The following is a 21873-nucleotide window of genomic DNA, read 5'->3' as shown; positions in this document are numbered from 1 at the left end:
GTCTATTCTCCTGTTCGTTTGAAAATATGTAAATCGCTGGAGGTTCCAATGGCGAAATAATTCCCGCAGCGGCTGAACCCATAGGCCAGAGGCGCATAGTCGTCAAAAATTTTGGTGCAGACCTCTGGATTCTGATACCAGGAGGCAAATTGGGGCATAAAAATGATCTGTTCCCTGGGCCAGAAGGGGGCCGCCAGCTCAAGGCCGTCCCCCGCCGGGGAGGAACGCCGCAGCCCTCCGCCCTCCAGCCCGGCAATGGGCACCAGTTCGTCCCCCAACGGCTCTGCGCAGGCGATCAGGTCCTGTTCGTCACAGTTTTCCTCACAGTAGACCTTTTCTCCGGTCCCGCAGTCAATCACGCACTGCCGCTGGGAGGAAATGACCACCAGCTTCTCGGTCTGGAGGTTGGAAAATCCCAGGTACGTCAGTCCGCCCACCGCAAAGATTTCCTGCTCCCACCCGGCGGGTACACCATGGGGAATTTTTTTCAGCAGTGCCAGCAGCCGTGCGCGGTGTTCATCTTCCATCTCTCACTCCGGCCAGACCTGGCGGCACTGGGCCAGCTCTGCGCTGGCCTCCGGGGAGACCAGCACCACAGCGGTTTTAGACAGGTCGTTGTCCTCAAATTTCTCCGCTTTCAGCAGCTCCACGATCTTGGGCCACCAGCCCTCCGCATCCTCGGTCTCCAGCCAGACAGACAAAACACAGCCCAGCTCGTCAGTGTAGTCGTAGCCATTGTCCTTCACCGCCCCCTGTGACCACTCCTCAATCCGGTCGGGCAGGGTATAGCGGATGTCCAGGTCTGGATTTTCCATCTTCCGGGAATCCATACTGATGACAATGGTCTGCATTACTTCGCCACCCCCCGGGCTTTCAGGGAGTTGAGCAGTCCACCGCTTTGGACAATGCCCTCAATAAACTCCGGGAAGGGAGCGGCCTGATAGGTCTTGCCGGTGGTCTGGTCGGTGATGACGCCGGTGGTGAAGTTCACGTCCACCTGATCGCCGGCCTGAATTTCCTCCGCCGCCTGGGGGCACTCCACAATGGGCAGGCCAATGTTGATACAGTTGCGGTAGAAGATGCGGGCGAAGGAGGGGGCAATTATACATTTTATCCCGCAGGATTTGATGGCCAGGGGGGCGTGCTCCCGGCTGGAGCCGCAGCCGAAGTTTGCCCCGGCTACGATCATGTCCCCCGCCTCCACCGTAGAGGCAAATTTGTCGTCGATATCCTCCATGCAGTGGCTGGCCAGAGCCGCCGGGGATGGGTCGTTCAGGTGCCGCGCCGGGATAATTACGTCGGTATCCACGTTGGCGCCGTATTTGTAAACTTTCATGGTATCAGTTCCTTTCGTCCTAAATAGCCTCCCTTAGCAAAGGGAGGTGGCCTTTGCTAAACTAATGACGGAGGTTTTTTCTCTCCGATCAACGGAGAAAACCCCACCCGGCTTCGCCGGGAGCCCCCTTTGCGAAGGGGGCCTTTTCCCTCCTAAACCGCTCTCGGGTCAGCCACGCAGCCTGCGATGGCAGAGGCAGCGGCCACGGCGGGGGAGGCCAGGATGATCTCAGAGGTGGTGTGGCCCATGCGGCCCACAAAGTTGCGGTTGGTGGTGGAGACGGTGCGCTCCCCCTCGGCCATTACGCCCATGTGTCCCCCCAGACAGGGGCCGCAGGTGGGGGTGGACACCGCCGCGCCCGCCTGGATGAAGGTCTCAATCAGGCCCTCCTTCATGGCCTGAAGGGTAATCTCCTGGGTGGCGGGGATGACCACACAGCGGACGTTGGAGGCCACCTTTTTGCCCTTCATAATGGCGGCGGCAATGCGCAGGTCGCTGATGCGGCCGTTGGTGCAGGAGCCAATCACCACCTGGTTGATGGGCGTTCCCGCCACCTCGGACACCACCTTGGTGTTTTCAGGCAGATGGGGCAGGGCCACGGTGGGCTCCAGCTTGTCCAGGTCAATGACAACCTCCCGCTCATAGACGGCGTCCGGGTCGGCGGAGAAGGCCTCGCAGGGGCGGCTGACCCTGCCGTTGATGTACTCCATGGTCTTCTCGTCCACAGGGAAGATGCCGTTCTTGCCGCCGGCCTCAATGGCCATGTTGGAGATGGTAAACCGGTCGTCCATGGACAGGGAGCCCACCCCTTCCCCGGCAAACTCCAGGGACTGGTACAGAGCGCCGTCCACGCCGATTTCCCCAATCAGGTGGAGAATCACATCCTTGCCCGACACATGGGGCTGGAGCTTCCCCTTCAGCGTCACTCTAATCGCGGAGGGCACCTTGAACCACAGCAGGCCGGTGGCCATGCCGGCGGCCATGTCGGTGGAACCAATACCGGTGGAAAAGGCGCCCAGGGCGCCGTAGGTGCAGGTGTGGGAGTCAGCGCCCACAACAACCTCGCCCGGGGCGGCCAGTCCCTTCTCCGGCACCAGGGCGTGCTCCACCCCCATCTGGCCCACATCATAAAAATTGGTAATCTCATGCTTGCGGGCAAATTCCCGGGCCTGCTTGCACAGCCGGGCGGACTGAATGTCCTTGCAGGGGGTGTAGTGGTCCAGAACGATAGCGATCCTGTCTCGGTCGAAAACCTGGGTGAAGCCCGCCTTCTCAAACTCGGTGATGGCCACAGGGGTGGTGATGTCGTTGCCCAGCACCAGGTCCAGCTTGGCCTCAATCAGCTGCCCCGGCTCCACCTTGTCCAGCCCGGCGGCCTTGGCCAGAATTTTCTGCGTCATTGTCATTCCCATAGGAAAAATACCTCCTTAGCGGTTTGTTGAGAGGATTCTATCACAGAGCTTGCCGTAAGAATGTAAAGTATGATATAATTGAGAACATCTTTTGACAACCATACCGTCCTGAGGTGTGGTGGGCACGCTATTTCCGTTCCCAAAAAACTCAGGCCAACTTCTATTGCAGTCTGTTGGGTATACCGGTGGCGGGAGCCACTCTGCCGGTGCTGGCCTTTCTGCTGCCGGGCATTTATGGCAAGGTGGTCTGGATGGTGCTGTCAACGGTTATACTTGGCGTCGGCCACATTGGTATCCACCTTCAACACCGCCGCCATCTGGAGGAGACGCTATGAACCACGAGCTGGATTTTCTCGCAGGGATATGGGAGGCCTTCGCCCGGAGCCGTCCCCCGGTGCGGTGCTCAGCGGGTTATCTTATCTACCTGCAAGACACCGAGGCCACCTGCTTTTACTACCTGAAATCGGGACAGGTGAAAAGCTTCCTCCAGTCGGAGGACGGAGGGTCGCGGGTACTGAACATCTACCACGCCGGGAGCCTCTTTGGGGAGGCCAGCTTCTTCGACGAGCTGCCCCGGGTGTCCTCGGCGGTGGCCCTGTCCCCCTGCGAAATCGTGCCTATCGACCGGGAACTGGTATCCCAGGAGTTCGCCCGCAACCCGGAGCTGGCCCTGGCTATGATGAAATACCTGGCCCGGACAGTACGGCTGCTGTCGGGACAGGTGGACCAGATGGCCTTCCGCCCTGCCCGGTGGCGGGTGGCCAACTATCTGCTCACCCTGGCTGGCCGCGGCGGGACAGTCATCTGTACCCAGGACGACATTGCCGCCGCCGTCTCCGCCAGCCGGGTAACGGTGAGCCGGGTGCTCAACGAGTTCGCCCAAAAAGGCTGGGTGGAGCTGGGCTACCGTGCCATCCGGCTGGCGGAACTGGAGCCATTAAAAAAGTTATGTCAATCGTAAAAGCCTCTCTCTTTGAGGGAGGCGGCACGGCGAAGCTGTGGCGGAGGGAGTTTTTTGACACGCTGAAAAGCCATCCGGAAACCCGGATGGCTTTGCTTATACCTTTATCTGATTCAGCGCCGCCGCCCGGTCCAAGGCGGCGTCAATATTGGGGGCAAAGCTGTCCTCCCCCACCAGGTCAAACATGCCGGACTTTTTAAACACCGTCATAGGCTGTTCGTTTACATGGGAGAACAGCACTCGGATATCCTTGGATTTGCACTCCTCATACAGCCGCCGCAGGCTGTTCAGGGCGGTGATGTCCATGGCCGGGACGGCGCGCATCCGCAGGATGAGCACATTGCGCCCGGTGTTTCGCTCAATGTGTGGGATTTTGTCCGCCGCGCCAAAGAACAGGGGGCCGGTGAACTCATAGACCATCACATGGGCGGGTACGGGCTTGAGGCGGCCCTGGTCGTCCCCTGTGTCCTCCACGTAGGCCCACTCCTTCACGTCGGCTACCTCAGCCATCCGCTTCATAAACAGCAGGCAGGCCAGAGACAGTCCCACCGCAATGGCCACCACCAGGTCAAAGACCACCGTGAGCAGGAAGGTGACCACCAGCACAGCCACATCACTTTTGGGGGAGTGGTTGACCACCTTTACCACTGTCCGCCAGCCGCTCATGTTGTATGCCACCTGGAACAAAATAGCGGCAATGCAGGGCATGGGGATCAGGGCGGCGTAGGGCATGAGCAGCACCAGCACCAGCAGCAGAACCACCGCGTGGACCATACCGGCAATGGGGGACCGGCCCCCGTTTTTGATGTTGGCCGCCGTCCGGGCGATCGCCCCTGTGGCGGGGATACCCCCGAAGAGGGCGGAGGCAGCGTTGCCCACCCCCTGAGCCACCAGCTCCATGTTGGAGTTGTGGCGGGAGCCGATCATCTCGTCAGCCACTACGGCGGACAGCAGCGACTCGATAGCCGCCAGCACCGCGATAGTAAAGGCGTCGGGCAGCACCGCCGAGATGGTGCTGTAGGAGATGGCGGGCAGGGTAAATTTGGGCAGGTCGCTGGAGATGGTGTACAGATCCCCAATGGTGTTTACCGGCAGGCTCAGCAGCTTCACCGCCCCTGCGGTGACAATCACGGCAATCAGCGAGGCGGGAATCTTCTGAAACACCTTGGGCCAGCCAATCAGAATGGCCAGGGCCAGGCACCCCACCCCCACCGCCGCCAGGTTGACAGTATGGAAGGTATGGACCACCTCCTCCACCTTCTCCATGGTCTCCACCGGGGAATGGGTAAAGGTCAGGCCGAAGAAGTCCTTCAGCTGGCCTATCAGGATGGTCACAGCAATTCCGGCGGTAAAGCCGGTGGTGATGGTGTAGGGGATAAATTTAATCATGCTTCCCATACGCAGTACGCCCATCAGAATGAGCATAATGCCCGCCAGAATGGTGGCGGTGGCCAGGCCCTCCATCCCGCTGCGGGCCACAATGCCCGCCACAATGGTGGCGAAGGCGGCAGTGGGACCGGCAATCTGCACCTTGCTCCCGCCCAGGGCGGAGATAAGGAAGCCGGCCACAATGGCGGTGTACAGTCCCTGCTCCGGGGACACCCCCGAGGCCAGGGCCAGGGCAATGGACAGGGGCAGGGCAATGATGGCCACAATCACGCCGGAGATCAGGTCCTTGGAAAAATCCTCCCTGGAATAGTGCTTGAGGGAGTGTACCAGCTGGGGTGTCAGTTCTCTCATAAGGCTCTCTCCTTCCTTGATTTGAGACATGCCTCTTATGATACCGGAAAAAGGGGAGCTTTGCAAGTTATTTTCCCACTTTTGCCAAGGAAATCAATTTTGGCGCTGTAGGGCGCAATGACCCCGGCGCGCCGTCGGGAAAACTTCTAACCAGCGGCGGGCCGAGTCGTCCCGCCCTACAAATTCGGCTGAATTTTCTGAAAAATTGATTTCCCTCCCGCCTTTGCAAGTTTACCTTGACTTTCACTGTTTTTGGGCCATAATGGAGATGAATCATGATAGCAATCTTCAAAATTGCGGCCAGCAGGCCGCCGAGGGCGGCGGTCCCTACTGTGGAGGACGGCCCGTTTGTCAGGATTCTTGACATTTGCTATAGAAAAAGGAGCGCTGTCCCCTATGGAGCACAACACCATCCAATGGCCCGCCCTTCCCATGCCCAGGGTATCGCCGGAATTCCGGCTGGCCTTTTTCACCGCCTGCCTGACTGGCTTTATCACCCACCTGTACCTGTTTACCAACATGCTGCTCAACCACGACAGCGTCCATTCCATTGTCTCCGCTAACGACGTGCTCTCCAGCGGGCGGTGGTCGGCCTGGCTGCTGTCCTCCCTCAGCACTCATTTTCAAATGCCGGTGGTCATTGGACTGATTTCCATCCTAGCTCTGGCCCTCGCCGCCGGGCTCACTGTCCGCATTTTGGGGCTGACCCACCGGGGGAATATCGTCATGGCCGCCGCTCTGCTGGTTACCTTCCCCTCCCTGTCCGGAATCTTCTCCTACCTCTTCACCGCTGATGCCTACTGTCTGGCCCTCCTTCTCAACACCCTGGCCGTCTGTTGTGCGAAAAAATACCGCTGGGGCTGGGCGGTTGCCATTGTGCTGATGGCCGTGGCCTGCGGCACCTACCAGGCCTTTTTGTGCTACGCCGTGGGCCTGTTCCTCTTTGACTGCATCCTCATGCTGCTGGAGGGAGAGGCCATCCTTCAAGTCATCTGGAAGGGGTTTATTTATGTGGGCATCTGCGCCGCCTCTCTGGTACTGTACCTTGTGGTTTTAAAGGTACTTCTTCTGGCCGCCCATACAGAGCTGGTGGACTATCAGGGGCTCAACCGCATAGGCCTTGACGGCCTGGCCGCTTTTTGGGAGCAAATTCCGGAGGCCTACGCCTCCTTTTTCACCTATTTCTTCCAGCCCAGCCACCTGAACCGGTTTTATCAGCTAGTTCAGCAGGCCGTTTTCCTGTTTTTGACGGCCATGCTGTTGTGGCTTGCGGCGCTGAACGGGCTGTTTCGGGACATTCCCCGGCTGCTGCTCACCGCAGGAGGGCTGGCGCTGGTCCCTCTGGCCCTGAACTTTGTCACCGTTCTGGCTGTGGGCTCTGTGGTGCACCACCTGATGATTTACTCCTTCGTTCTGGTCTTCCTGCTGGCAATCAAATTCGCTGAGCTGGTGATGGAAAAGCTGTTTTCTGCCGGATCATCCGGCTGGATGGGGGTGCTGGGGGTCAATCTGGCCCTGTGTGCCCTGCTGGTGTGGTGTGGATTTTACACCAATAATATCTCCTATCTCCGCCTCCAGATTCGGTATGACCAATCTGTGGCCCTGGCCAACCGGATCGTGGCCCGGGTGGAGTCTCTGGAGGGTTACACTCCGGACACCCCTATCGCCCTGGCCGGCGTCCTCTCCGACCGGGCCTATGGCAGAACTATCCCCGCCTTTTCTGACCCTGAGGCCATCACTGGTACAGACGACTCCCTGCTGCTTCACTACTACTCCGCCCACGACGTGCTGGAGTACTGCATCGGCCTGCGGATGCCCCGGTTCACCAGGGAACAGTGGGATTCGGTATACCGCTCCGATCTGATCAACGGTATGCCGTGCTGGCCCGCCAAAGGCTCCGTTATTCTCTATAACGGCGTAGCCGTGGTAAAATTGGGAGAATTTGAGGGATAACAGAGCGTGGGTACGGGATATTTCCCGTACCCACGTCTCTTATTTTGCCCAGTGGAGCACCGCGTCCCGGAGGAATCGGGCGCAGCCTGGCTGTTTCTTGTCGTAGTAGGCGGTAAAGCGCTCATCCTGAACATACAGTTCCGCCAGTCCCCGGTGGCGCTGGAGGTCATATTGATTGCCGGTGACGGTGAGCCAGCGGCGGTGGAGAGCGGTGATTTCCTTCCCCTCCTCCCCCGCGGGGTTGGCCCCGGCGGCCACAGCGGCGGCCAGCTTTTCCAGGATCTCCTTGCCCAGGCGGTCCCACTCGGCGTACTGCTCCCGGGTCAGGCCCATCACACGGGCATTTGCCTCATCTACCTCTGTGTTGCCGTACTTCTCCCTGATTTCGGCGCCATATCGCCTCTCGTTCTCCTTCACGGCGCGGCTTTTAAATGCCTCAAATTTCTGTTCATCTGCCATAATTTCATCCCTTTCTTGTGTTCGGATCGTCTCCTGGACGGAGTCGATCAGTCCCTGGACCCGGTCCCGCTCCGCCTCCAGGGCGGACAGATGCCCCCGCAGAACGGCCAGGCGGTCAAAGGAGGGATCGTCCAGACACTCCCTGATCCGGGCCAGCTCCACCCCGAGGGCCCGGTAGTATAGGATGTCCTGGAGCCGGTCCACTTCCGCCGGGCCGTAAAGGCGGTAGCCGCCCTCCGTCCTGCCGCTGGGCTTCAGCAGACCCAGCTTGTCGTACCAGCGCAGGGCGCGGGTGGTCACCCCCGACAGGCGCGACAGCTGTTGAATGGTGTATTCCATTCCCAATCGCCTCCTCAAACAGGATACTACCACTTGACGTTACGTCAAAGTCAAGGGATTTTGTTTATTTCTCTCCAGAATTATTGTCATCCTGCTTCCGCAGCTTTTTCAGCTCCCGCCGGCCAACAAACACGGCCACAGCTGCCACAGCAGCCAGCACTACCACCAGGAAGAAGTTGTAAGACATCCAGATCAGGAAATTCTGAAAACCCTGGCCCAGGCCCTGGACGCTGGAGTGGAAGCCGGCGGCCATCCGCTGGCCCAATGCGGCGGTGTCACCCACATCCTGGGTAACCCGGCTCACCTCGTTGAGGTAGACGTTGAAGGTGGCAAAGCTGATAAGGGCGTCGTAGCGGTTCAGCTCAGAGGAATACTGCTCGATCTGGTACTCCACATCACTGAGAGCGTTTTCCAGGGAAATAATGTCCTCCATGCTCTCCGCCTTCTCCAGCAGGGCCAGCAGGCGCTCCTGTTTGGTACGCTGGGTCTTCAAGCGGGCCTCGGTGTCGTAGTACCGCTCGCCTACGTCCTCGCTGTTCTCGTTTTTGCTGGTGATGTAGCCCAGGTCCCCGGCGCTGCTGAGGAACTGATCGTACTTCTCCGCCGGTACCCGGACGGTGTACTCCCCCCAGCGGTCGGCGTAGGCGTCCCGGTAACCGCCGCCATAGAGACTGGCCGTCTCAAAATAGCCGCCGCAGCTGTCTACCAGCTGGTTCAGAGCCTGGCGGCTCTGGTCAAACTCCTCCGTCTGGATGTGCAGCTCCGCCCGGCGGATCAGCTTGGCTTGGGGGTTTTGGTAGACGGAGCCGGTCTGGAACTCGCCGCTCCCCGGCTCCATGGGTGCGGGCATGGACTCGCCGCCGCTGGGCATCTCCCAGTAATTCTCATCCACTCCTTCCCACTCCGTCTGGGAAAAATCGGCGGAGGGCGCACTGGAAGAGGGCATGCTGCCCGCCATTGCCCCATTTGCTCCGGAACCTCCGCCGCACCCCGCCAGCAGCAGCGCCGCCGCCATACACACCGCAAACAACTTTCTTTTCATTGTATTCCTCCTCCGTTTCGTAGAGGCGGCCTGTGGCCGCCCTTCAAGGCAAGGTCCTCTTTTCGGGAATCTGCTCTTATCCATACAGACGCAAAAGCTTTCAAGAGGTTGCGCCCATTCAAAAATTTTTTAGAACAGGCAAATTTCAGCAATCACTGCTTTCCCTAAAATTGGGGGTTGCATTTTCCCTGCATCTGTCGTATAATGCTTTCAGACAACTGGATACGATGTCTTCAGGGCGGGGTGAAATTCCCCACTGGCGGTAAAGTCCGCGACCGGACACTTAAAACGTGTCCGCTGACCCGGTGAAACTCCGGGACCAACGGTTATAGTCCGGATGGAAGAAGATGTGTGTAAAACAATACACGCGCCGTTTTGGTGCGCAAAAGCACGCCTCCTTGTTTGTTTTGACACCTGGAAGACATGGTCTTTCAGCGGTCAAATGCAAAAAAGGAGTGTTTTTTATGTCCAATCCCGCAGCCCTCTCCAGAACCAAAAGCACCATCTCCATCCGCGCCATCACCGTCACCGCCATGCTCTCCGCGGTGGCCTGCGTCCTCAACATCTTCGACTTTCCCATTCCCTTCCTCATCCCTGCCTTCGTAAAAATGGACATCGCCGACCTGCCTGAGCTGCTGGCCGCCTTCTCCCTGGGCCCCGGGTACGGCGTGGCGGTCACCTTCCTGAAAAATCTGCTCAAGCTGATTATCAAGGGCACCTCCACCGCCTACGCCGGGGAGCTGTGCAACTTCATTCTGGGCACCGCCTTTTCCTTCACCGCCGGAGTGATTTATCACTACAAAAAATCCCGGAAGTCCGCCCTCATCGGCGCGCTGGCCGGCGCGGTGGTGATGGCCCTGCTCTCCATCCCCTGCAACTACTATATCTCCTACCCTGTCTACACCCAGTTCATGGCAATCGACAAGATTATCGCCATGTACCAGGCCCTCCGCCCCAACGTCAACGGCCTGCTGGAGTGCCTGATTGTCTTCAACGCCCCCTTCACTCTGCTCAAGGGCCTGCTCACCGCCGCCCTGTGCTTCCTGGTCTACAAGCCCCTCTCTCCTATCCTCCACGGCACAAGCAAGTAAAAGCCAAACAGTCCTCCCTATACCAAAAGCGGGACAGGTATCTACCTGCCCCGCTTTTTTGCGCGCTTTTTCTGTTGGCGCAGGAGGTACTTTTCCTGCCTTTGCTGCTCCCGGCGCTCTTGCGCATCCCGTTTCCGGGCCAGTCCCTCCTGCTCCCGCTGGCGGCTGAGGGCCTCCTGGGCCCGGGTGCTCACGCCCCGCTCTTGGGTGGCCGCCCTGGCCTCCCGCTGGGCCCGCTTGGGATTTTTCCGCTCCTTAACCGGGCGCTCTCCCTCCGCCGCCGGACTGAACCGCAGCCTGTACCACTCCTCTTCCAGCCATTCATAAATCCGGGCGTCGGTGGGCTCGGCGCCGAAGACTACCCGTGCCGCCGAATAGCCCTCCTTGTCCCAACGCTCCGCGATTCCCACCCAGAAGGGCGGCTGGAACAGCACGGTAAAGCTGCCTGCATTTCGGTCCATATTCAATTTCCTCCCTGATATTGCGTCAGAGAAGGGACGACCCGGGAGGGAGGGCTACTGACGGGAGCGCGGCCCGCGGACGGACTACCAACCGCCCTGTGTTTTTATCTCTGCGGGTCTATTATAGCAGAATTTAGCCAAAAATACAACCAAATCCAAAACCAAAGGAGCGATGAAACTATGGCAGTTTTCCAAGTGGAGCGCAACAAGGGCTATACTGTTATAAGCAGCCACCATTTATGAAACAAAGTCCACATCTATTTCTTTGGCGACGATGACCCAGCGGGAACAATATCGATCTTCCGTCTCCTGACGATATGCGAAATGATCCTGACATGCCAACGTGTGAGGATAGCAAAGGCTTTCGAACAGCAATCATACTATAGCTCTTGAACACAGTAAATTGGAAGGATTTAAATGTCTGCCGCATAGATTCTTAGGAATAATGAACGTTGACAGATGGCTTGGATTGGATTATGATGTAAGTTATATTATGTTGAGACAATCCGCTTATTCTGCCGAAGCGAGGTTTATTTCCTATGACCCACTCCTTTTTCGGCGGGGTGTATCCCGCCACGCGGAAAGAAATGACCCGGCGCAAACCTCTGGCCCGGCTGTCGGTCACCCCTCAGGAGATTGTCATTCCCCTGGTGATGTGCGCCGACGGCCTGGCCACCCCCATGGTCCGCCCCGGTGATCCAGTGCTGGTGGGCCAGCCCATTGCCCGGCGGGGGCAGACGGGGGCGGCCGCCTTTGCCAGCGTATCCGGTCGGGTGTCCGCCATTGAGGACCGCCCCCACCCCTGGGGCGGATATTCTCCCGCCATCGTCATCCAGAACGACGACCGCAGTGAACACTATGACGCCCGTCCCGCCCCTTTGGACCCCCGCCAGCTCACCCTGGAGCAGCTGGTGGAGCGGGTGGAATGGGCCGGCATTGTAGGCATGGGAGGGGGCTGCTTTCCCACCTGGGAAAAAATCGCCCGCTCCGCCGGCAAGGTAGATACCCTGATTGTCAACGTAGCCGAGTGCGAGCCCTACGTCACCGCCGACTACCGCCTGCTGCTGGAGCGCAGTGAGCACATCCTCCGCGGGGGACAGGCCATTGCCCGGTGTCTGCGGTGTGAGCGGGTGGTAGTGGTCACCGAGGGAGACAAGCTCAACGCCGTGGAGGCGGTGGAGCGCCGGCTGCGCCGCTCCGGAAACGGCCGGGTACAGATTATTCCCGTGCGCACCTGCTACCCCCTGGGCGCGGAAAAGCAGATCATCCAGACCGTCACCGGCCGGGAGGTCCCCCCAGGGGGAAACGCCATTGACTCCGGCTGCGCTGTGTTCAATGTGGCCACCGTCTTCGCCATTCAGGACGCCCTGTTCCAGGGCCGCCCCCTCACCCACCGGGCGGTTACCATCACCGGCGGAGCGGTCACCCGGCCCAGGAACCTGTGGGTGCCCATCGGAACTCCCCTGCGCCATCTGCTGGAGACCTGCGGGGGGCTGAAGGAGGAGGCCGCCCTGACCCTCACCGGGGGACCCATGATGGGGGTGGCCCTCCAAAGCCTGGAGGCTCCGGTGATGAAGGACACCAACAGTCTTGTGTCCCTCACCCGCTGGGAGCTCAAACCAGACGCCCCTGGAGGCGTGTGCATCCGCTGCGGCAAGTGCGTGGGCGCCTGTCCCATGCACCTGGCCCCCACCATCATCCGCCGTGCCCTGGAGGACCACGACCCGGAAAAGCTGTCCCGCTACCATCTTGAAGACTGCAACGCCTGCGGCTGCTGTTCCTTCATCTGTCCCGCCCAGATCCCCCTGGTGGAGACGGTGGCCCAGGCGGCCAATCTGCTGAAGAGAGGGGGGAGCGCCCGATGACTGCCAGCTTTGCTCCCAAACGCATGTCCCCCCAGCTGCGCCAGCCCTCCACCACCCGGGCCATGATGCTGGACGTGATGGTGGCCCTCACCCCCGCCCTGGGTATGGCTGTCTTCTTCTTCGGTCCCCGGGCGCTGGTCCTTGCTGCCGTGTCGGTGGGCTCCTGCGTCCTGTTTGAGGCTCTGTACCGTTTGCTCACCCGGCAGCGGCAGTCTGTCGGCGACCTGTCCGCCTGTGTCACCGGACTGCTGCTGGCCCTCAGCCTGCCCGCCAGCACCCCCTACTGGGTGCCGGTGATGGGGGCCGCCTTCGCCATTATTGTGGTCAAGCAGTTTTACGGCGGCATGGGCCGCAACTTTATGAATCCCGCCCTGGCCGGGCGGATGCTGGCCGGCACGCTGCCTATGCTGATGACCACCTGGCCTCAGCCTATGCAAAAGCTGTCTCTCACTGCGGTGGACGCGGTGTCCGCCGCCACCCCTATGGCCTACCTCCACGAGGGGTCCCTGCCCCCTGTGGCCCTGGATGCCATGTTCCTGGGGGCCAGAGGCGGCTGCATGGGAGAGGTCTCCGCATTCATGCTGTTGCTGGGACTGGTCTATCTGCTGCTGCGCAGGGTCATCTCTGCCCGGGTCCCCCTGGCCTATCTGGGGACGGTGGCTGTGATCGCCCTGCTCTCCTCCCCTGATGGGGTGTCCCCTCTGGTCTGGACGGGCTATCAGCTGATGGGAGGCGGCCTGCTCATGGGCGCCGTCTTCTTTGCCACTGACCCCACTACCTCCCCGGTTACCCCCCGGGGTCACATCATGTTCGGCGTGGGCTGCGGGCTGCTCACCGTGCTGCTGCGCTCCTCCAGCCCCTACCCGGAGGGGGTGGGTTGGGCTATTCTCACCATGAACTGCATGGTCTGGCTGTTGGACCGGCTGGGCCTGCCCCGGCGGTTCGGTATCGGCAACTTTGAGGCCACCCGGGCCGTTCTGGCCAACACCCGGGCCAGCCTGTCGGAAATCAAGTTTGTCCGTCCCCAGATGAACCTGCAGCTCCCCAAGTCCAGTGAGGGCCAGGCCCCCGGTGAGGCCTATCTGGACCTGCTGCGCTCCGCCCTCAAAACCTTTGGGCCCTTCGCCGGTGTGTTTGTTGTCACCTGTGCCGTCATTTTCGGTGTCCACCGCGTTACCGACCTGAACACCGCCCGTGCGGAGATTCAGGTCCAGCGCGAGATTCTGGCCCAGGCCATGCCCCAGGCCGTTGACGGGGCCGAGACCCCCTTCCACGCCGCCGGAGCCCTCTCCATTACCGCCGGCTACGACGGGGAGGGCCAGCTGCTGGGCTACTGTGTCTCGGTCCAGAGCCAGGGCTTTGGCGGCCCGGTCACCATGACGGTGGGGGTGGACCTGAACGGCGTGGTCACCGGCGTGGCCATTGAGAGCCACAGCGAGACCGACCGGGTGGGCACCGAAGCCATGACTCCCGCCGCTCTGGCCCGGTATGTGGGCCGCTCGGGTACTATCCGCACCTCGGGCAGCAACTCCGTAGATGTGGTCAGCGGGGCCACCGCCACCTCCAAGGCCATTACCGCCGGCGTCAACCGGGCTTTGAATATCGTAGCCAACCTGGACACCTCGGCAGTCATTGACTACTCGGACACCCAATAAAAGGAGGGCCGCCCTATGAACACTTCCCTTGAACTGGCCGCAGTGGCGCTGACCGCCCTGCTGTCGGAAAATCTGGTGCTGGTGTCCTGTATGGGCATTGGCACCCACCGGGAGTCCTTTCAGGACTCCCGGGAGGCCATCCGTACCGGTCTTTGCCTGACCCTAGTTATGGTATTGGGGGCGCTGAGCTCCTGGCTGCTCAATTTTCTGGTGCTCATCCGCTTTGGTCTGACCCACTTTCAGGTGCTGGCCTTTGCCCTGCTCATCCCCGGCCTTGTGGCGGGGGTACGCAAGTTTTTCAAAGCCTGCATCCCGGAGCTGTCCCGCCGGGTGGACGAAAATCTGGCCTCTATTTCCACCAACTGCGCCGCCCTGGGCTCCGCCCTGCTGATCTCCCAGCGCAGCTACGGTCTGGGCTCCGCCCTGATTTTTGCCCTGTGCGGCGGCCTTGGGGCCACGCTGGCCCTGGGCAGCTTCGCCAGCCTCCAGAAAGAGGTGGATCTGAACCGGTGCCCCAGGGCCTTCCGGGGTGTACCTATCCAGCTGATTACCGCCGGCCTGATGGCCATGGCTCTGGTGGGCTACTATGGACTGTATCTGGGCTGAACCGGCTTTTGGGCAGAGGGGGTCAAGATATGCTCTTCAAGCAGAGAAAAAATGCTGAATCCCAGGTTTTGGAATACCTGGATCAGCTGTCAATCAAATATCCGGCTGTGTTCCCTGTGTCTCTGCAAAGGTCCTCCATCACAGAACAGGATATCAAAGTGATCGAACAGGAATTGGGCTATCAGCTGCCAAAAACCTACGCCGGCTTTTTGCGGAGCTGCCAGCTGCCCGAGCGCCTGACAGTATCTGTGTGCTTCTGCGGCGACTACGCCAACTGTTATGAGCCTGCCCGGGAAGACGACCCGTTTGTCACCTTGGATATGGAATGGTACACCGCTTTGCACGGCGGCGCTGAGGAGTTCCTGGCCGCTGTACGGAAATGGGATATGCCCTTAGGCGAGGGGGATGATTCCTTTCTTGACGCGGGATTGCTTAAAATCGCTGAGTTTAAGGGATATTTCGTTTTCCTGAACCTGGTAACGGGTGAGGTGGTCCATATCTACCATGAAGCCGTTTATGATATGAGCATTGTGGACGGAGTAGATGTGACCAATTATCAGGCGGTCCGGGATTACCTCTATACCATCTGCAACAATTTCTGTGATTTTCTGCGTCTCGTCTGTACAAAGTCAATCTATGATGAGGACCGCATGGTTTTTAAGACCTTGAAGGAGCTCAAGGAAGAAAAGGCGGCATACCGGGCGCCCTCCATAGAAGAACAAAACGCAGTGAAGCAAAAAGCGGTTCAACAGGTTATGTCCGAGCAAAATATGAGCCGTGAGGAGGCCATCCAATTCCTGGCGGAGCTGGTGCAAATCACACCGGAGGAGTTTGTAAAAAATCTGAATCAGCGTTAATTATACAAGGGAAAGGCAGACCGAACTGGTCTGCCTTTCCCTTTCATTTCTCTATAAAGCCCGGAGCAACCTTTTCTTTACCGTCCGCCCAGTTTGAAGGAGGCGCACTCAGTGCCCTCGCATTTGGTGGGGGCACAGTCGCAACAGCCCACCTTGATCGACTCCAGAGAGCAGCAGTTCTGTGCCCCGGAGTGGTAGGCGCAGGTGTCCACAGAGCAGCGGATGCTGGTGTTGCAGGTTCTTTTGTCATTGTTGTTCATACGTTTAAACCCTCCTTGTTTCGGATGGGTTTAGTATGAAGCGGCGGCAGTTCTTCTATTCCTCAGGCGGGGTGGATTTTTTTTCTTTTTTAAACAGCTTGGGCTGGCGGGGGTCTAAATCCTCGGGCTGGACCTCCACCACCTGGGGAATGAATCGGCGGGCAAATTTTCCCTTCCCCCGGCTTTTCACATAGAAGTAGCCCACAACGGAAAAGACCACCGCACCGATAAAGTTGACAAACAGGTCCTTCATGGTGTCCAGAATGCCGATATCCAGATAGCCGCCCAGGCCCAGGGCGATCTGTTGTCCGTCGGCGGTGACCACAATGGTATCCACAATGTTGTCGATGAGCACCCGGTTGTTCCGCCCTGAGGGGTCCAGCATGACGGAGGAGATGGCGTTGACCACCGTGTCCTTTTGCATATCCAGCATAAGCAGCTGGTCCATGCCGCACTCAAAGAACTCCCACAGCACGCCGATGGTCATGGAGAAGCAGAAGGCCACAATCGACATAAACACCGGCGACAGGGACAGGGAAAATTTTTCCGTCCGGTTGAGCATATCCACCAGGGCAAAACCAATGGCGGCGCAAAGAAAGCCGTTGAGGGTGTGGAGAATGGTGTCCCAGTGTTTAAAGGTGGTGTAAAAGGAGCTGATTTCCCCCAAAATCTCCGCGGCAAAAATGAACAGCATAATAATGATTTCCAGCGTGTTGGGCAGGTCAATCATCAGTGTCCGCTCAAACACCGTGGGCAGCAGAAACAGTACCAGGGTCAGCCCGCACAAAAACACGCTCTCAAAGTCCCCATTGAAGAACTGGGCCACCATCGTTACAATCACCAGGACGCGCAGGGTAAAGTAGACCACCGCCACCGTCTTTTTACGCCGCAGAGCCTGGTGCGCCGCGGAGAGGACAGCGCCTACTCCTTTTTTCTTTTTTGCCATAGAAAAGTCTTCTTTCTGAATCGTATCTGAAAAGTAACTACAGTATAGCTCCTCCCTTCATGAAAGTCAAGGCGGCGGGAGACAAAACAACAGCGGGCCGGTCTCCCGGCCCGCCGCTTTTTATTTGATGATCAGATCGTCCAAAGATACACTGCTGTCACAGGCAGCTACAGAATTCCAGGTATAGGTTACTCCGTCGTTGTCGGGAATGTCCGCCTTAGCGGTCACATTCCCCTCTTCATCCTTCGTAAAGGTGTAGGCAAAGGCATCCTCTCCCGGTTTTCCAACCTTCATCGTGATGGTCCAGTTGTCCACTGTGCCCTCCACAACAGCGGTCAGATGGCTGTCCCCAGAGTCTTTCTCATAGGTATATTTCCCTGTTTCCTCCAGCGCGTCGGTGATGTCCACCTCATCCTCGCCGTTCAGAACCAGAATGGCCCGGCCGTCTCGCTCCTGAATCTCAGCCTCAGGAATCGAAAACACTGTAACGTCTCCCTCTGTCGTGGTAAGATCCATGCGGTAGTCGTCTACCTGAGTGGCAGACATGATTGTAAAAACGAATTCCTGGAGCCCCTCCGGATTGGCGGCGGCAACGCTCACCACCATCATGGCTACAGCTGCGGCGGCAATCAGGGCGGTGCGCAGGGGGCGGAAATGCTTCTTTTTGGTCTTCTCAGTCATGGCGATAATCTCCTCAATTTTATCCTCGGGAGCAGTGAGCTCCCGGCACGCTTCACGGTACAATTTCGGGTCGAACATGGACAGATTCCTCCCTTTCTTCCTCTTGGGACAGCTCCTTCCGCAGCCGGGCCCGGGCCCGGAGCAGCCAGGTCTGCACAGTGGACACGTTGGCACGCATGGCGGCGGCGGTTTCGGCCACGGACAGCCCCTCGTAGTAGTACAGGTAGATGGCCACCCGATACTTAGACTCCAGGGCCATCACCGCCTCCAGCACCTCGGCCTTGGCGGGGTCCTCCAAGACAGCGGCGTCGCGCCACTCCTCCAGCGGCACCGAGGTCCGCCGCCAGAAGGACCGCAGCACCTTGCGGCTTTCGTTCACCGCCACCCGCAGCAGCCAGTGCTTCATGTGCTCCTCGTTCTCAAACTCCTTTTTGCCCTCGTACAGCCGCAAAAGCACCGTCTGCATCACGTCCTCAGCATCCTGAGGACTATTCAGGGCATGGTACGCCACCCGGTAGATGGTGTCTCCGTAGGTCCGGGCCGCCCGGGCAAAGGCTTCGTCGGTCAAAGCCGCTCACCTCCTGGAATCTGTTCTGAAAGGCCTTTCATCAAGTAATATCCATGAGCAAGGGATAAAATCTCAGCAGAAGAAAAAATTTTTCAGGCCTGCGCTCAAAAGCCTCCCTTCGCAAAGGGAGGTGGCAAGCAAAGCCGTGACGGAGGGTTTTCCCAAATAGTGATATTCAAAATTACAGACAGCGGACCGACGAGGGCGGCGGCCCCTACTGATGTTCTCTTTGCGAAGGGGGCTTTCATGCATCGATTCTGCGCGTATGAAAAGGACCGCCGCGTTTTGCGGCGGTCCTTCGTTTATGACAGCAAGATCCGGTCATTGTCCAGGTTCTTCCCTGCACCTGCCTTGAATTTCAGCAGCAGGTCCTTGACGGTAAGCCCCTCCCGCTCTTTGCCCTTGATATCCAGCACGATATTGCCGCTGTCCATCATCAAGGTGCGGTTGCCCAGCTCCAGGGCCTGGTTCATGTTGTGGGTGACCATCATGGTGGTAATTTTGTGCTCTGCCACAATGTCACGGGTGAGCTTGAGCACCTTTTCCGCTGTGCCGGGGTCCAGGGCGGCGGTATGCTCGTCCAGCAGCAGCAGCTTGGGGGGATTCATGGTGGCCATCAGCAGGGTCAGCGCCTGGCGCTGTCCGCCGGACAGCAGGCCCACCGGCTGCTTCATCCGCTCCTCCAGCCCCATATCCAGCAGGGCCAGCCGGTCCCGGAACCGCTTCTTGTCCGCCGGGCTTACATGGGAGAACCACCCGCCGCTCCCCGCTGCCAGGGCCAGATTTTCCTCAATGGTCATCCCCGGGGCGCTGCCCCGCATGGGGTCCTGAAACAGCCGGCCGATCATCCTGGCCCGCTTGAACTCTGGCATAAAGGTGACGTCCTTCCCATCCAGCACAATGGAGCCGCTGTCAGTGAGAAAGCTGCCCGCCACCGCGTTAAACAGGGTGGACTTGCCTGCTCCGTTGGAGCCAATGATGGTGACAAAATCGCCAGGCTTCAGGTGGAGGGACAGATCGGTGATAGCCTTCTTCTCGTTCACCGTGCCGGGGTTGAAGGTTTTGGATATGTGGGAAATATTCAGCATATCAGTCCCCTCCTTTCCGGGCGGCGGCGACCATTTTGTAGGACAGGCGGCGGTAAATGGTAGGCCACTGGGCCTTGATATAGGGCACCGAGATGGCCAGGGCCACAATGACAGAGGACACCAGCTTGAGCATAAAGGCGGGCATATTCAGCCGCAGGGCCACGGCGTATACCAGCCGGAAGAGGAAGGCCCCCAGCACCATCCCCACCGCCCGGGTGAAAATGGAACCCCGGCCCAGGAGAGTTGTGCCGATGAGCAGGGAGGCCAGGGCGATAGTCACCATACCGCTGCCAATGTTGATCTCCGCCGACTTCTGAGACTGAGCCATCAGGCAGCCGGACAGGCCGGTAAAGGCGTTGGCCACACACAGGCCCACCACAGTGGTGAACACAGGGTTGATGGAGGAGGAGCGAACCATGTCCGGGTTGTTGCCGGTGGCCCGGATGGCCAGGCCCAGGCGTGTGTTAAGGAACAGGGTGAGAAAAACCACCGTCAGCACCACCGCAATGGCGGCGGTTACAGTTTTGTACTGGTTTTCCAGCGGCGTTCCAGCCAGCAGGTCCTTGACCATGGTGAACACGGTGTCCGCCTTGTTCAGGTTGACCAGGGAGGACCCCGCCATCACTGCGATATTCACCGAGTATAGCCCGGTATTGACGATAATACCGGCCAGCAGGCTGTCAATACCCATTTTGGTCTGGAGCAGGGCGGTGACAAAGCCGGAGCACATCCCCGCCAGCATAGCGGCAGGAATGGACAGCAGCGGGTGGCCCGAGGCGGCCACCATGGCCCCCACCGCCGCTCCCAGGGTGAAGCAGCCGTCGGTAGACAGGTCGCAGACGTTGAGCATGGAGTAGCTCAGGAACAGGGCCAGCACCGTAAGGGAGCAGATCAGTCCCAGCTCCAGAGCAGTTTGGCCTACGGCCAGCAGTGCGGATGGGTCCATGGTGGTTCCTCCTTAAACTTGCTTTTTATAAACAGGGCTGTTATAATATTGATATGAAGTCCCGGTGTCATAGTAATGCGGACGGATAGGATATGGCAGATGCTATGACAAATGAACAATTTGAGACTATTTTGGAAATGATACCATGATTTTAGACGGCTGTGAGGATATCGAAACCGCCAAGAAAAAAGTGGATGAACTAATCAAAAAGGCGACGAAGAAGGATTAAATTTGCAGCAGCAGCCGGGGAGGTCCCCGGCTGCGTTTCACGTTCAGCCGTTCAGGTCGTCAAAGCTCTCAGCGGTGGTGATGGTCTGAATCTTGGTACACAGGGGTTTGAAGGTGGCCTCAATAACGGCGTAGTCATAGCCCAGGGCCTCGCAGGTTTCGGTGTTGATGGTGGCGGTGCCGTTGTCAAAGGTCCGAACCGGGGTGGAGGCGGGGGCGGCGCTGTTGTACAGGATATCGAAGATCATGTCGGCGGTCTCACGGCCCAAGTTGGCGTAGTCCACGCCGTAGCCCAGGAAGGCGCCGTTGAGGGCAAAGGAATCCGCTCCGGTGTAGTGGGGGATACCGGCGTCAATAAAAATCTCATAGATGGCCAGGTAGGATTCCATAATGGTGTTGTCGGTGGGGGTGAAGATGGCGTCCACACCATCGGCTACCAGAGCCTGGGCGGCCTGGGCCACCTCGGCGGCGTTTGTGCCGGTGCGCTCCACATAGGCGACGCCCTTGGCGTCTAAATACTCCTTGGCGTGGGCAATGGGAGTTGCAGAGGCGTCCTGGCCCACATTGTACAGAAAGCCGATCTTGCCGGCATCCGGGTCGGCGGCGAAGATCAGATCCATCACGGCGTTGGTGTCCAGATAGTCGGAGGTGCCGGTGATGTTAGCTCCGGGATGCTCCAGGGATTCCACCAGTCCGGCGCTCACAGGGTCGGAGACGGCGGAGAAGACCACGGGAATCTGGCTGTCCTCAGTGGCGGCCTGCATGGCCATAGCCACGGGGGTGGCGATGCCCACCATCAGGTCCACGTCGTCCGCCTGGAAGTTGGAGATGATCTGATTCATCACAGCGGGGTCGCCGTTGGGGTTGTTATAGCTGATGGCAAAGGTGATGCCGTTCTGGGCACCCAGCTCGCCCAGCCGGGCCTGAATGTTCTCGTTGATCTGGTTCAGAGAGGCGTCGTCCACGTAGTTGCAGATGCCGATTTTGAAGACGGTACCAGGCTCGGGCATCTGGGCGCTGCCCGGCTCAGGACTGACGGTGCCGGAGCCGGAAGGCTGGGAGCTGTTCCCGCCGCCGCAGGCGGCCAGGGAGAGTGTCATGGCCAGAGACAGGGCCAAGGTCAGAGTCTTTTTCATCATGTTAGTCTTTTTCATTTTGGGTTCCTCCAATAAAAATATTTAGGCGGCAGATGTGGGGCCTTGCCGAGGCCCAGGTTTGTTGGAGCGGTTAGCCGAGGCTGTCTTTCTATTTTGGAGCAACAAAAAAACAGCCCCTTATCCCACATGGGACAAGAGCTGCACTCCTGCGATACCACCCAAATTGACGTTGCAAAAAACGTCCACTCGCTTCACGCGCCATCACGCGTGCCCGATGGATAA

The 21873-nt window shown here is 59.0% G+C and carries 22 protein-coding genes, 1 pseudogene, 1 riboswitch and 1 other annotated feature (1 of these 25 only partly in view); of the genes and pseudogenes, 8 read left to right on the top strand and 15 right to left on the bottom strand.

The genetic code is table 11. The features are described 5' to 3' along the window. Positions 1-2: 2 nt before the first annotated feature. From NFS22_RS07460 to leuC, 4 genes are all read right to left on the bottom strand, one after another. A complete protein-coding gene (locus tag NFS22_RS07460) occupies positions 3-527 on the bottom strand; it encodes a hypothetical protein (RefSeq protein WP_251317082.1) in 525 nt (174 codons plus the stop codon). A gap of 3 nt (positions 528-530) precedes the next feature. Further along, the gene (locus NFS22_RS07455) at positions 531-851 is read right to left on the bottom strand and encodes a hypothetical protein (RefSeq protein ID WP_251317081.1); all 321 of its coding nucleotides are present in this window, start codon (positions 849-851) and stop codon (positions 531-533) included. Continuing rightward, positions 851-1336: a 3-isopropylmalate dehydratase small subunit gene (locus tag NFS22_RS07450; protein ID WP_251317080.1), complete on the bottom strand. Its 486-nt coding sequence runs from the start codon at positions 1334-1336 to the stop codon at positions 851-853. The genes NFS22_RS07455 and NFS22_RS07450 overlap by 1 nt, the downstream gene beginning before the upstream one ends. A 152-nt stretch (positions 1337-1488) precedes the next feature. Continuing rightward, positions 1489-2748 carry a 3-isopropylmalate dehydratase large subunit gene (gene leuC / locus NFS22_RS07445; RefSeq protein ID WP_251317079.1) on the bottom strand — a complete coding sequence of 420 codons (1260 nt, stop codon included), beginning with the start codon at positions 2746-2748 and terminating at the stop codon, positions 1489-1491. A 110-nt stretch (positions 2749-2858) separates the two neighbouring features. On the opposite strand from leuC, the pseudogene NFS22_RS07440 reads away from it, so the two are divergent. Together NFS22_RS07440 and NFS22_RS07435 are read left to right on the top strand one after the other, a co-directional pair. Beyond that, positions 2859-3083, top strand: a pseudogene (locus NFS22_RS07440) (hypothetical protein); the annotation flags it as partial. Beyond that, positions 3080-3709 (top strand): Crp/Fnr family transcriptional regulator, encoded by a 630-nt coding sequence (locus tag NFS22_RS07435; RefSeq protein ID WP_251317078.1) that lies wholly within the window; start codon positions 3080-3082, stop codon positions 3707-3709. The pseudogene NFS22_RS07440 and the gene NFS22_RS07435, both read left to right, overlap by 4 nt. A gap of 96 nt (positions 3710-3805) precedes the next feature. On the opposite strand, the gene NFS22_RS07430 is transcribed toward NFS22_RS07435, so the two are convergent. Further along, a complete protein-coding gene (locus NFS22_RS07430; protein WP_251317077.1) occupies positions 3806-5449 on the bottom strand; it encodes a SulP family inorganic anion transporter in 1644 nt (547 codons plus the stop codon). A 396-nt stretch (positions 5450-5845) separates the two neighbouring features. Here NFS22_RS07430 and NFS22_RS07425 point away from each other — a divergent pair, with 396 nt between their 5' ends. Continuing rightward, positions 5846-7402, top strand: a complete 1557-nt coding sequence (locus tag NFS22_RS07425) for a glucosyltransferase domain-containing protein (RefSeq protein WP_251317076.1) — start codon at positions 5846-5848, stop codon at positions 7400-7402. Between the two features lie 39 nt (positions 7403-7441). Here the strand turns inward: NFS22_RS07425 and NFS22_RS07420 are convergent, their stop codons facing one another. Both NFS22_RS07420 and NFS22_RS07415 read right to left on the bottom strand, forming a co-directional pair. Next, positions 7442-8200 carry a MerR family transcriptional regulator gene (locus NFS22_RS07420; RefSeq protein ID WP_251317075.1) on the bottom strand — a complete coding sequence of 253 codons (759 nt, stop codon included), beginning with the start codon at positions 8198-8200 and terminating at the stop codon, positions 7442-7444. 64 nt (positions 8201-8264) lie between these two features. Further along, positions 8265-9242, bottom strand: coding sequence for a DUF4349 domain-containing protein (locus NFS22_RS07415; RefSeq protein ID WP_251317074.1), 978 nt, complete (start codon positions 9240-9242; stop codon positions 8265-8267). A gap of 225 nt (positions 9243-9467) precedes the next feature. Continuing rightward, positions 9468-9595, top strand: a riboswitch (FMN riboswitch). 111 nt (positions 9596-9706) lie between these two features. Between NFS22_RS07415 and NFS22_RS07410 the strand changes: the two genes are divergently transcribed. Next, on the top strand, positions 9707-10333 hold the full coding sequence (locus tag NFS22_RS07410) for an ECF transporter S component (protein ID WP_251317073.1): 627 nt from the start codon (positions 9707-9709) through the stop codon (positions 10331-10333). A 41-nt stretch (positions 10334-10374) separates the two neighbouring features. On the opposite strand, the gene NFS22_RS07405 is transcribed toward NFS22_RS07410, so the two are convergent. After that, positions 10375-10794, bottom strand: coding sequence for a YjdF family protein (locus NFS22_RS07405; RefSeq protein WP_251317072.1), 420 nt, complete (start codon positions 10792-10794; stop codon positions 10375-10377). A 539-nt stretch (positions 10795-11333) separates the two neighbouring features. Here NFS22_RS07405 and rsxC point away from each other — a divergent pair. From rsxC to NFS22_RS07385, 4 genes are read left to right on the top strand one after another with little or no spacing between them, the layout of a single operon-like run. Beyond that, entirely contained in the window at positions 11334-12659 is a 1326-nt protein-coding gene (gene rsxC / locus NFS22_RS07400; protein WP_277614752.1) for an electron transport complex subunit RsxC, read from the top strand. Beyond that, positions 12656-14314 (top strand): RnfABCDGE type electron transport complex subunit D, encoded by a 1659-nt coding sequence (locus NFS22_RS07395; protein ID WP_251317070.1) that lies wholly within the window; start codon positions 12656-12658, stop codon positions 14312-14314. Before rsxC ends, NFS22_RS07395 begins: the two co-directional genes overlap by 4 nt. A 15-nt stretch (positions 14315-14329) precedes the next feature. Next, on the top strand, positions 14330-14920 hold the full coding sequence (locus tag NFS22_RS07390; RefSeq protein ID WP_251317069.1) for an Rnf-Nqr domain containing protein: 591 nt from the start codon (positions 14330-14332) through the stop codon (positions 14918-14920). A 29-nt stretch (positions 14921-14949) separates the two neighbouring features. Continuing rightward, positions 14950-15777: an SMI1/KNR4 family protein gene (locus NFS22_RS07385; protein ID WP_251317068.1), complete on the top strand. Its 828-nt coding sequence runs from the start codon at positions 14950-14952 to the stop codon at positions 15775-15777. Positions 15778-15854: 77 nt separating this feature from the next. Here NFS22_RS07385 and NFS22_RS07380 read toward each other — a convergent pair whose 3' ends face one another. The 7 genes from NFS22_RS07380 to NFS22_RS07350 form a co-directional block, all read right to left on the bottom strand. Further along, entirely contained in the window at positions 15855-16037 is a 183-nt protein-coding gene (locus NFS22_RS07380; RefSeq protein WP_251317067.1) for a DUF1540 domain-containing protein, read from the bottom strand. 55 nt (positions 16038-16092) lie between these two features. Further along, positions 16093-16983, bottom strand: coding sequence for a DUF2238 domain-containing protein (locus NFS22_RS07375; RefSeq protein ID WP_251317066.1), 891 nt, complete (start codon positions 16981-16983; stop codon positions 16093-16095). 120 nt (positions 16984-17103) lie between these two features. Then, positions 17104-17742 carry a hypothetical protein gene (locus NFS22_RS07370; RefSeq protein WP_251317065.1) on the bottom strand — a complete coding sequence of 213 codons (639 nt, stop codon included), beginning with the start codon at positions 17740-17742 and terminating at the stop codon, positions 17104-17106. Further along, positions 17717-18232: an RNA polymerase sigma factor gene (locus tag NFS22_RS07365; protein ID WP_251317064.1), complete on the bottom strand. Its 516-nt coding sequence runs from the start codon at positions 18230-18232 to the stop codon at positions 17717-17719. The genes NFS22_RS07370 and NFS22_RS07365 overlap by 26 nt, the downstream gene beginning before the upstream one ends. A 302-nt stretch (positions 18233-18534) precedes the next feature. After that, positions 18535-19320, bottom strand: coding sequence for an ABC transporter ATP-binding protein (locus NFS22_RS07360; protein WP_251317063.1), 786 nt, complete (start codon positions 19318-19320; stop codon positions 18535-18537). Between the two features lies 1 nt (position 19321). Continuing rightward, positions 19322-20266, bottom strand: coding sequence for an ABC transporter permease (locus NFS22_RS07355; protein ID WP_251317062.1), 945 nt, complete (start codon positions 20264-20266; stop codon positions 19322-19324). Between the two features lie 272 nt (positions 20267-20538). After that, the gene (locus NFS22_RS07350) at positions 20539-21648 is read right to left on the bottom strand and encodes an ABC transporter substrate-binding protein (protein ID WP_251317061.1); all 1110 of its coding nucleotides are present in this window, start codon (positions 21646-21648) and stop codon (positions 20539-20541) included. A 127-nt stretch (positions 21649-21775) separates the two neighbouring features. Next, positions 21776-21873: a binding site (T-box leader), on the bottom strand; it runs 151 nt beyond the window's last position.

It is taken from the genome of Flintibacter muris, from assembly GCF_943192995.1.
GTDB lineage: Bacteria > Bacillota > Clostridia > Oscillospirales > Oscillospiraceae > Lawsonibacter > Lawsonibacter muris.
The sequence above is the reverse complement of the archived record's forward strand: the minus strand, read 5'-3'. Positions and strand labels throughout refer to the sequence as shown.

What these genes read in the sequence shown, in the direction of transcription:
- NFS22_RS07370 (WP_251317065.1), bottom strand. Translation starts at nt 17,742, where the DNA reads ATGTTCGACCCGAAATTGTACCGTGAAGCGTGCCGGGAGCTCACTGCT.
- leuC (WP_251317079.1), bottom strand. Translation starts at nt 2,748, where the DNA reads ATGGGAATGACAATGACGCAGAAAATTCTGGCCAAGGCCGCCGGGCTG.
- NFS22_RS07360 (WP_251317063.1), bottom strand. Translation starts at nt 19,320, where the DNA reads ATGCTGAATATTTCCCACATATCCAAAACCTTCAACCCCGGCACGGTG.
- NFS22_RS07435 (WP_251317078.1), top strand. Translation starts at nt 3,080, where the DNA reads ATGAACCACGAGCTGGATTTTCTCGCAGGGATATGGGAGGCCTTCGCC.
- NFS22_RS07455 (WP_251317081.1), bottom strand. Translation starts at nt 851, where the DNA reads ATGCAGACCATTGTCATCAGTATGGATTCCCGGAAGATGGAAAATCCA.
- NFS22_RS07460 (WP_251317082.1), bottom strand. Translation starts at nt 527, where the DNA reads ATGGAAGATGAACACCGCGCACGGCTGCTGGCACTGCTGAAAAAAATT.
- NFS22_RS07425 (WP_251317076.1), top strand. Translation starts at nt 5,846, where the DNA reads ATGGAGCACAACACCATCCAATGGCCCGCCCTTCCCATGCCCAGGGTA.
- NFS22_RS07390 (WP_251317069.1), top strand. Translation starts at nt 14,330, where the DNA reads ATGAACACTTCCCTTGAACTGGCCGCAGTGGCGCTGACCGCCCTGCTG.
- NFS22_RS07410 (WP_251317073.1), top strand. Translation starts at nt 9,707, where the DNA reads ATGTCCAATCCCGCAGCCCTCTCCAGAACCAAAAGCACCATCTCCATC.
- rsxC (WP_277614752.1), top strand. Translation starts at nt 11,334, where the DNA reads ATGACCCACTCCTTTTTCGGCGGGGTGTATCCCGCCACGCGGAAAGAA.
- NFS22_RS07395 (WP_251317070.1), top strand. Translation starts at nt 12,656, where the DNA reads ATGACTGCCAGCTTTGCTCCCAAACGCATGTCCCCCCAGCTGCGCCAG.
- NFS22_RS07420 (WP_251317075.1), bottom strand. Translation starts at nt 8,200, where the DNA reads ATGGAATACACCATTCAACAGCTGTCGCGCCTGTCGGGGGTGACCACC.
- NFS22_RS07380 (WP_251317067.1), bottom strand. Translation starts at nt 16,037, where the DNA reads ATGAACAACAATGACAAAAGAACCTGCAACACCAGCATCCGCTGCTCT.
- NFS22_RS07375 (WP_251317066.1), bottom strand. Translation starts at nt 16,983, where the DNA reads ATGGCAAAAAAGAAAAAAGGAGTAGGCGCTGTCCTCTCCGCGGCGCAC.
- NFS22_RS07405 (WP_251317072.1), bottom strand. Translation starts at nt 10,794, where the DNA reads ATGGACCGAAATGCAGGCAGCTTTACCGTGCTGTTCCAGCCGCCCTTC.
- NFS22_RS07355 (WP_251317062.1), bottom strand. Translation starts at nt 20,266, where the DNA reads ATGGACCCATCCGCACTGCTGGCCGTAGGCCAAACTGCTCTGGAGCTG.
- NFS22_RS07415 (WP_251317074.1), bottom strand. Translation starts at nt 9,242, where the DNA reads ATGAAAAGAAAGTTGTTTGCGGTGTGTATGGCGGCGGCGCTGCTGCTG.
- NFS22_RS07385 (WP_251317068.1), top strand. Translation starts at nt 14,950, where the DNA reads ATGCTCTTCAAGCAGAGAAAAAATGCTGAATCCCAGGTTTTGGAATAC.
- NFS22_RS07430 (WP_251317077.1), bottom strand. Translation starts at nt 5,449, where the DNA reads ATGAGAGAACTGACACCCCAGCTGGTACACTCCCTCAAGCACTATTCC.
- NFS22_RS07350 (WP_251317061.1), bottom strand. Translation starts at nt 21,648, where the DNA reads ATGAAAAAGACTAACATGATGAAAAAGACTCTGACCTTGGCCCTGTCT.
- NFS22_RS07450 (WP_251317080.1), bottom strand. Translation starts at nt 1,336, where the DNA reads ATGAAAGTTTACAAATACGGCGCCAACGTGGATACCGACGTAATTATC.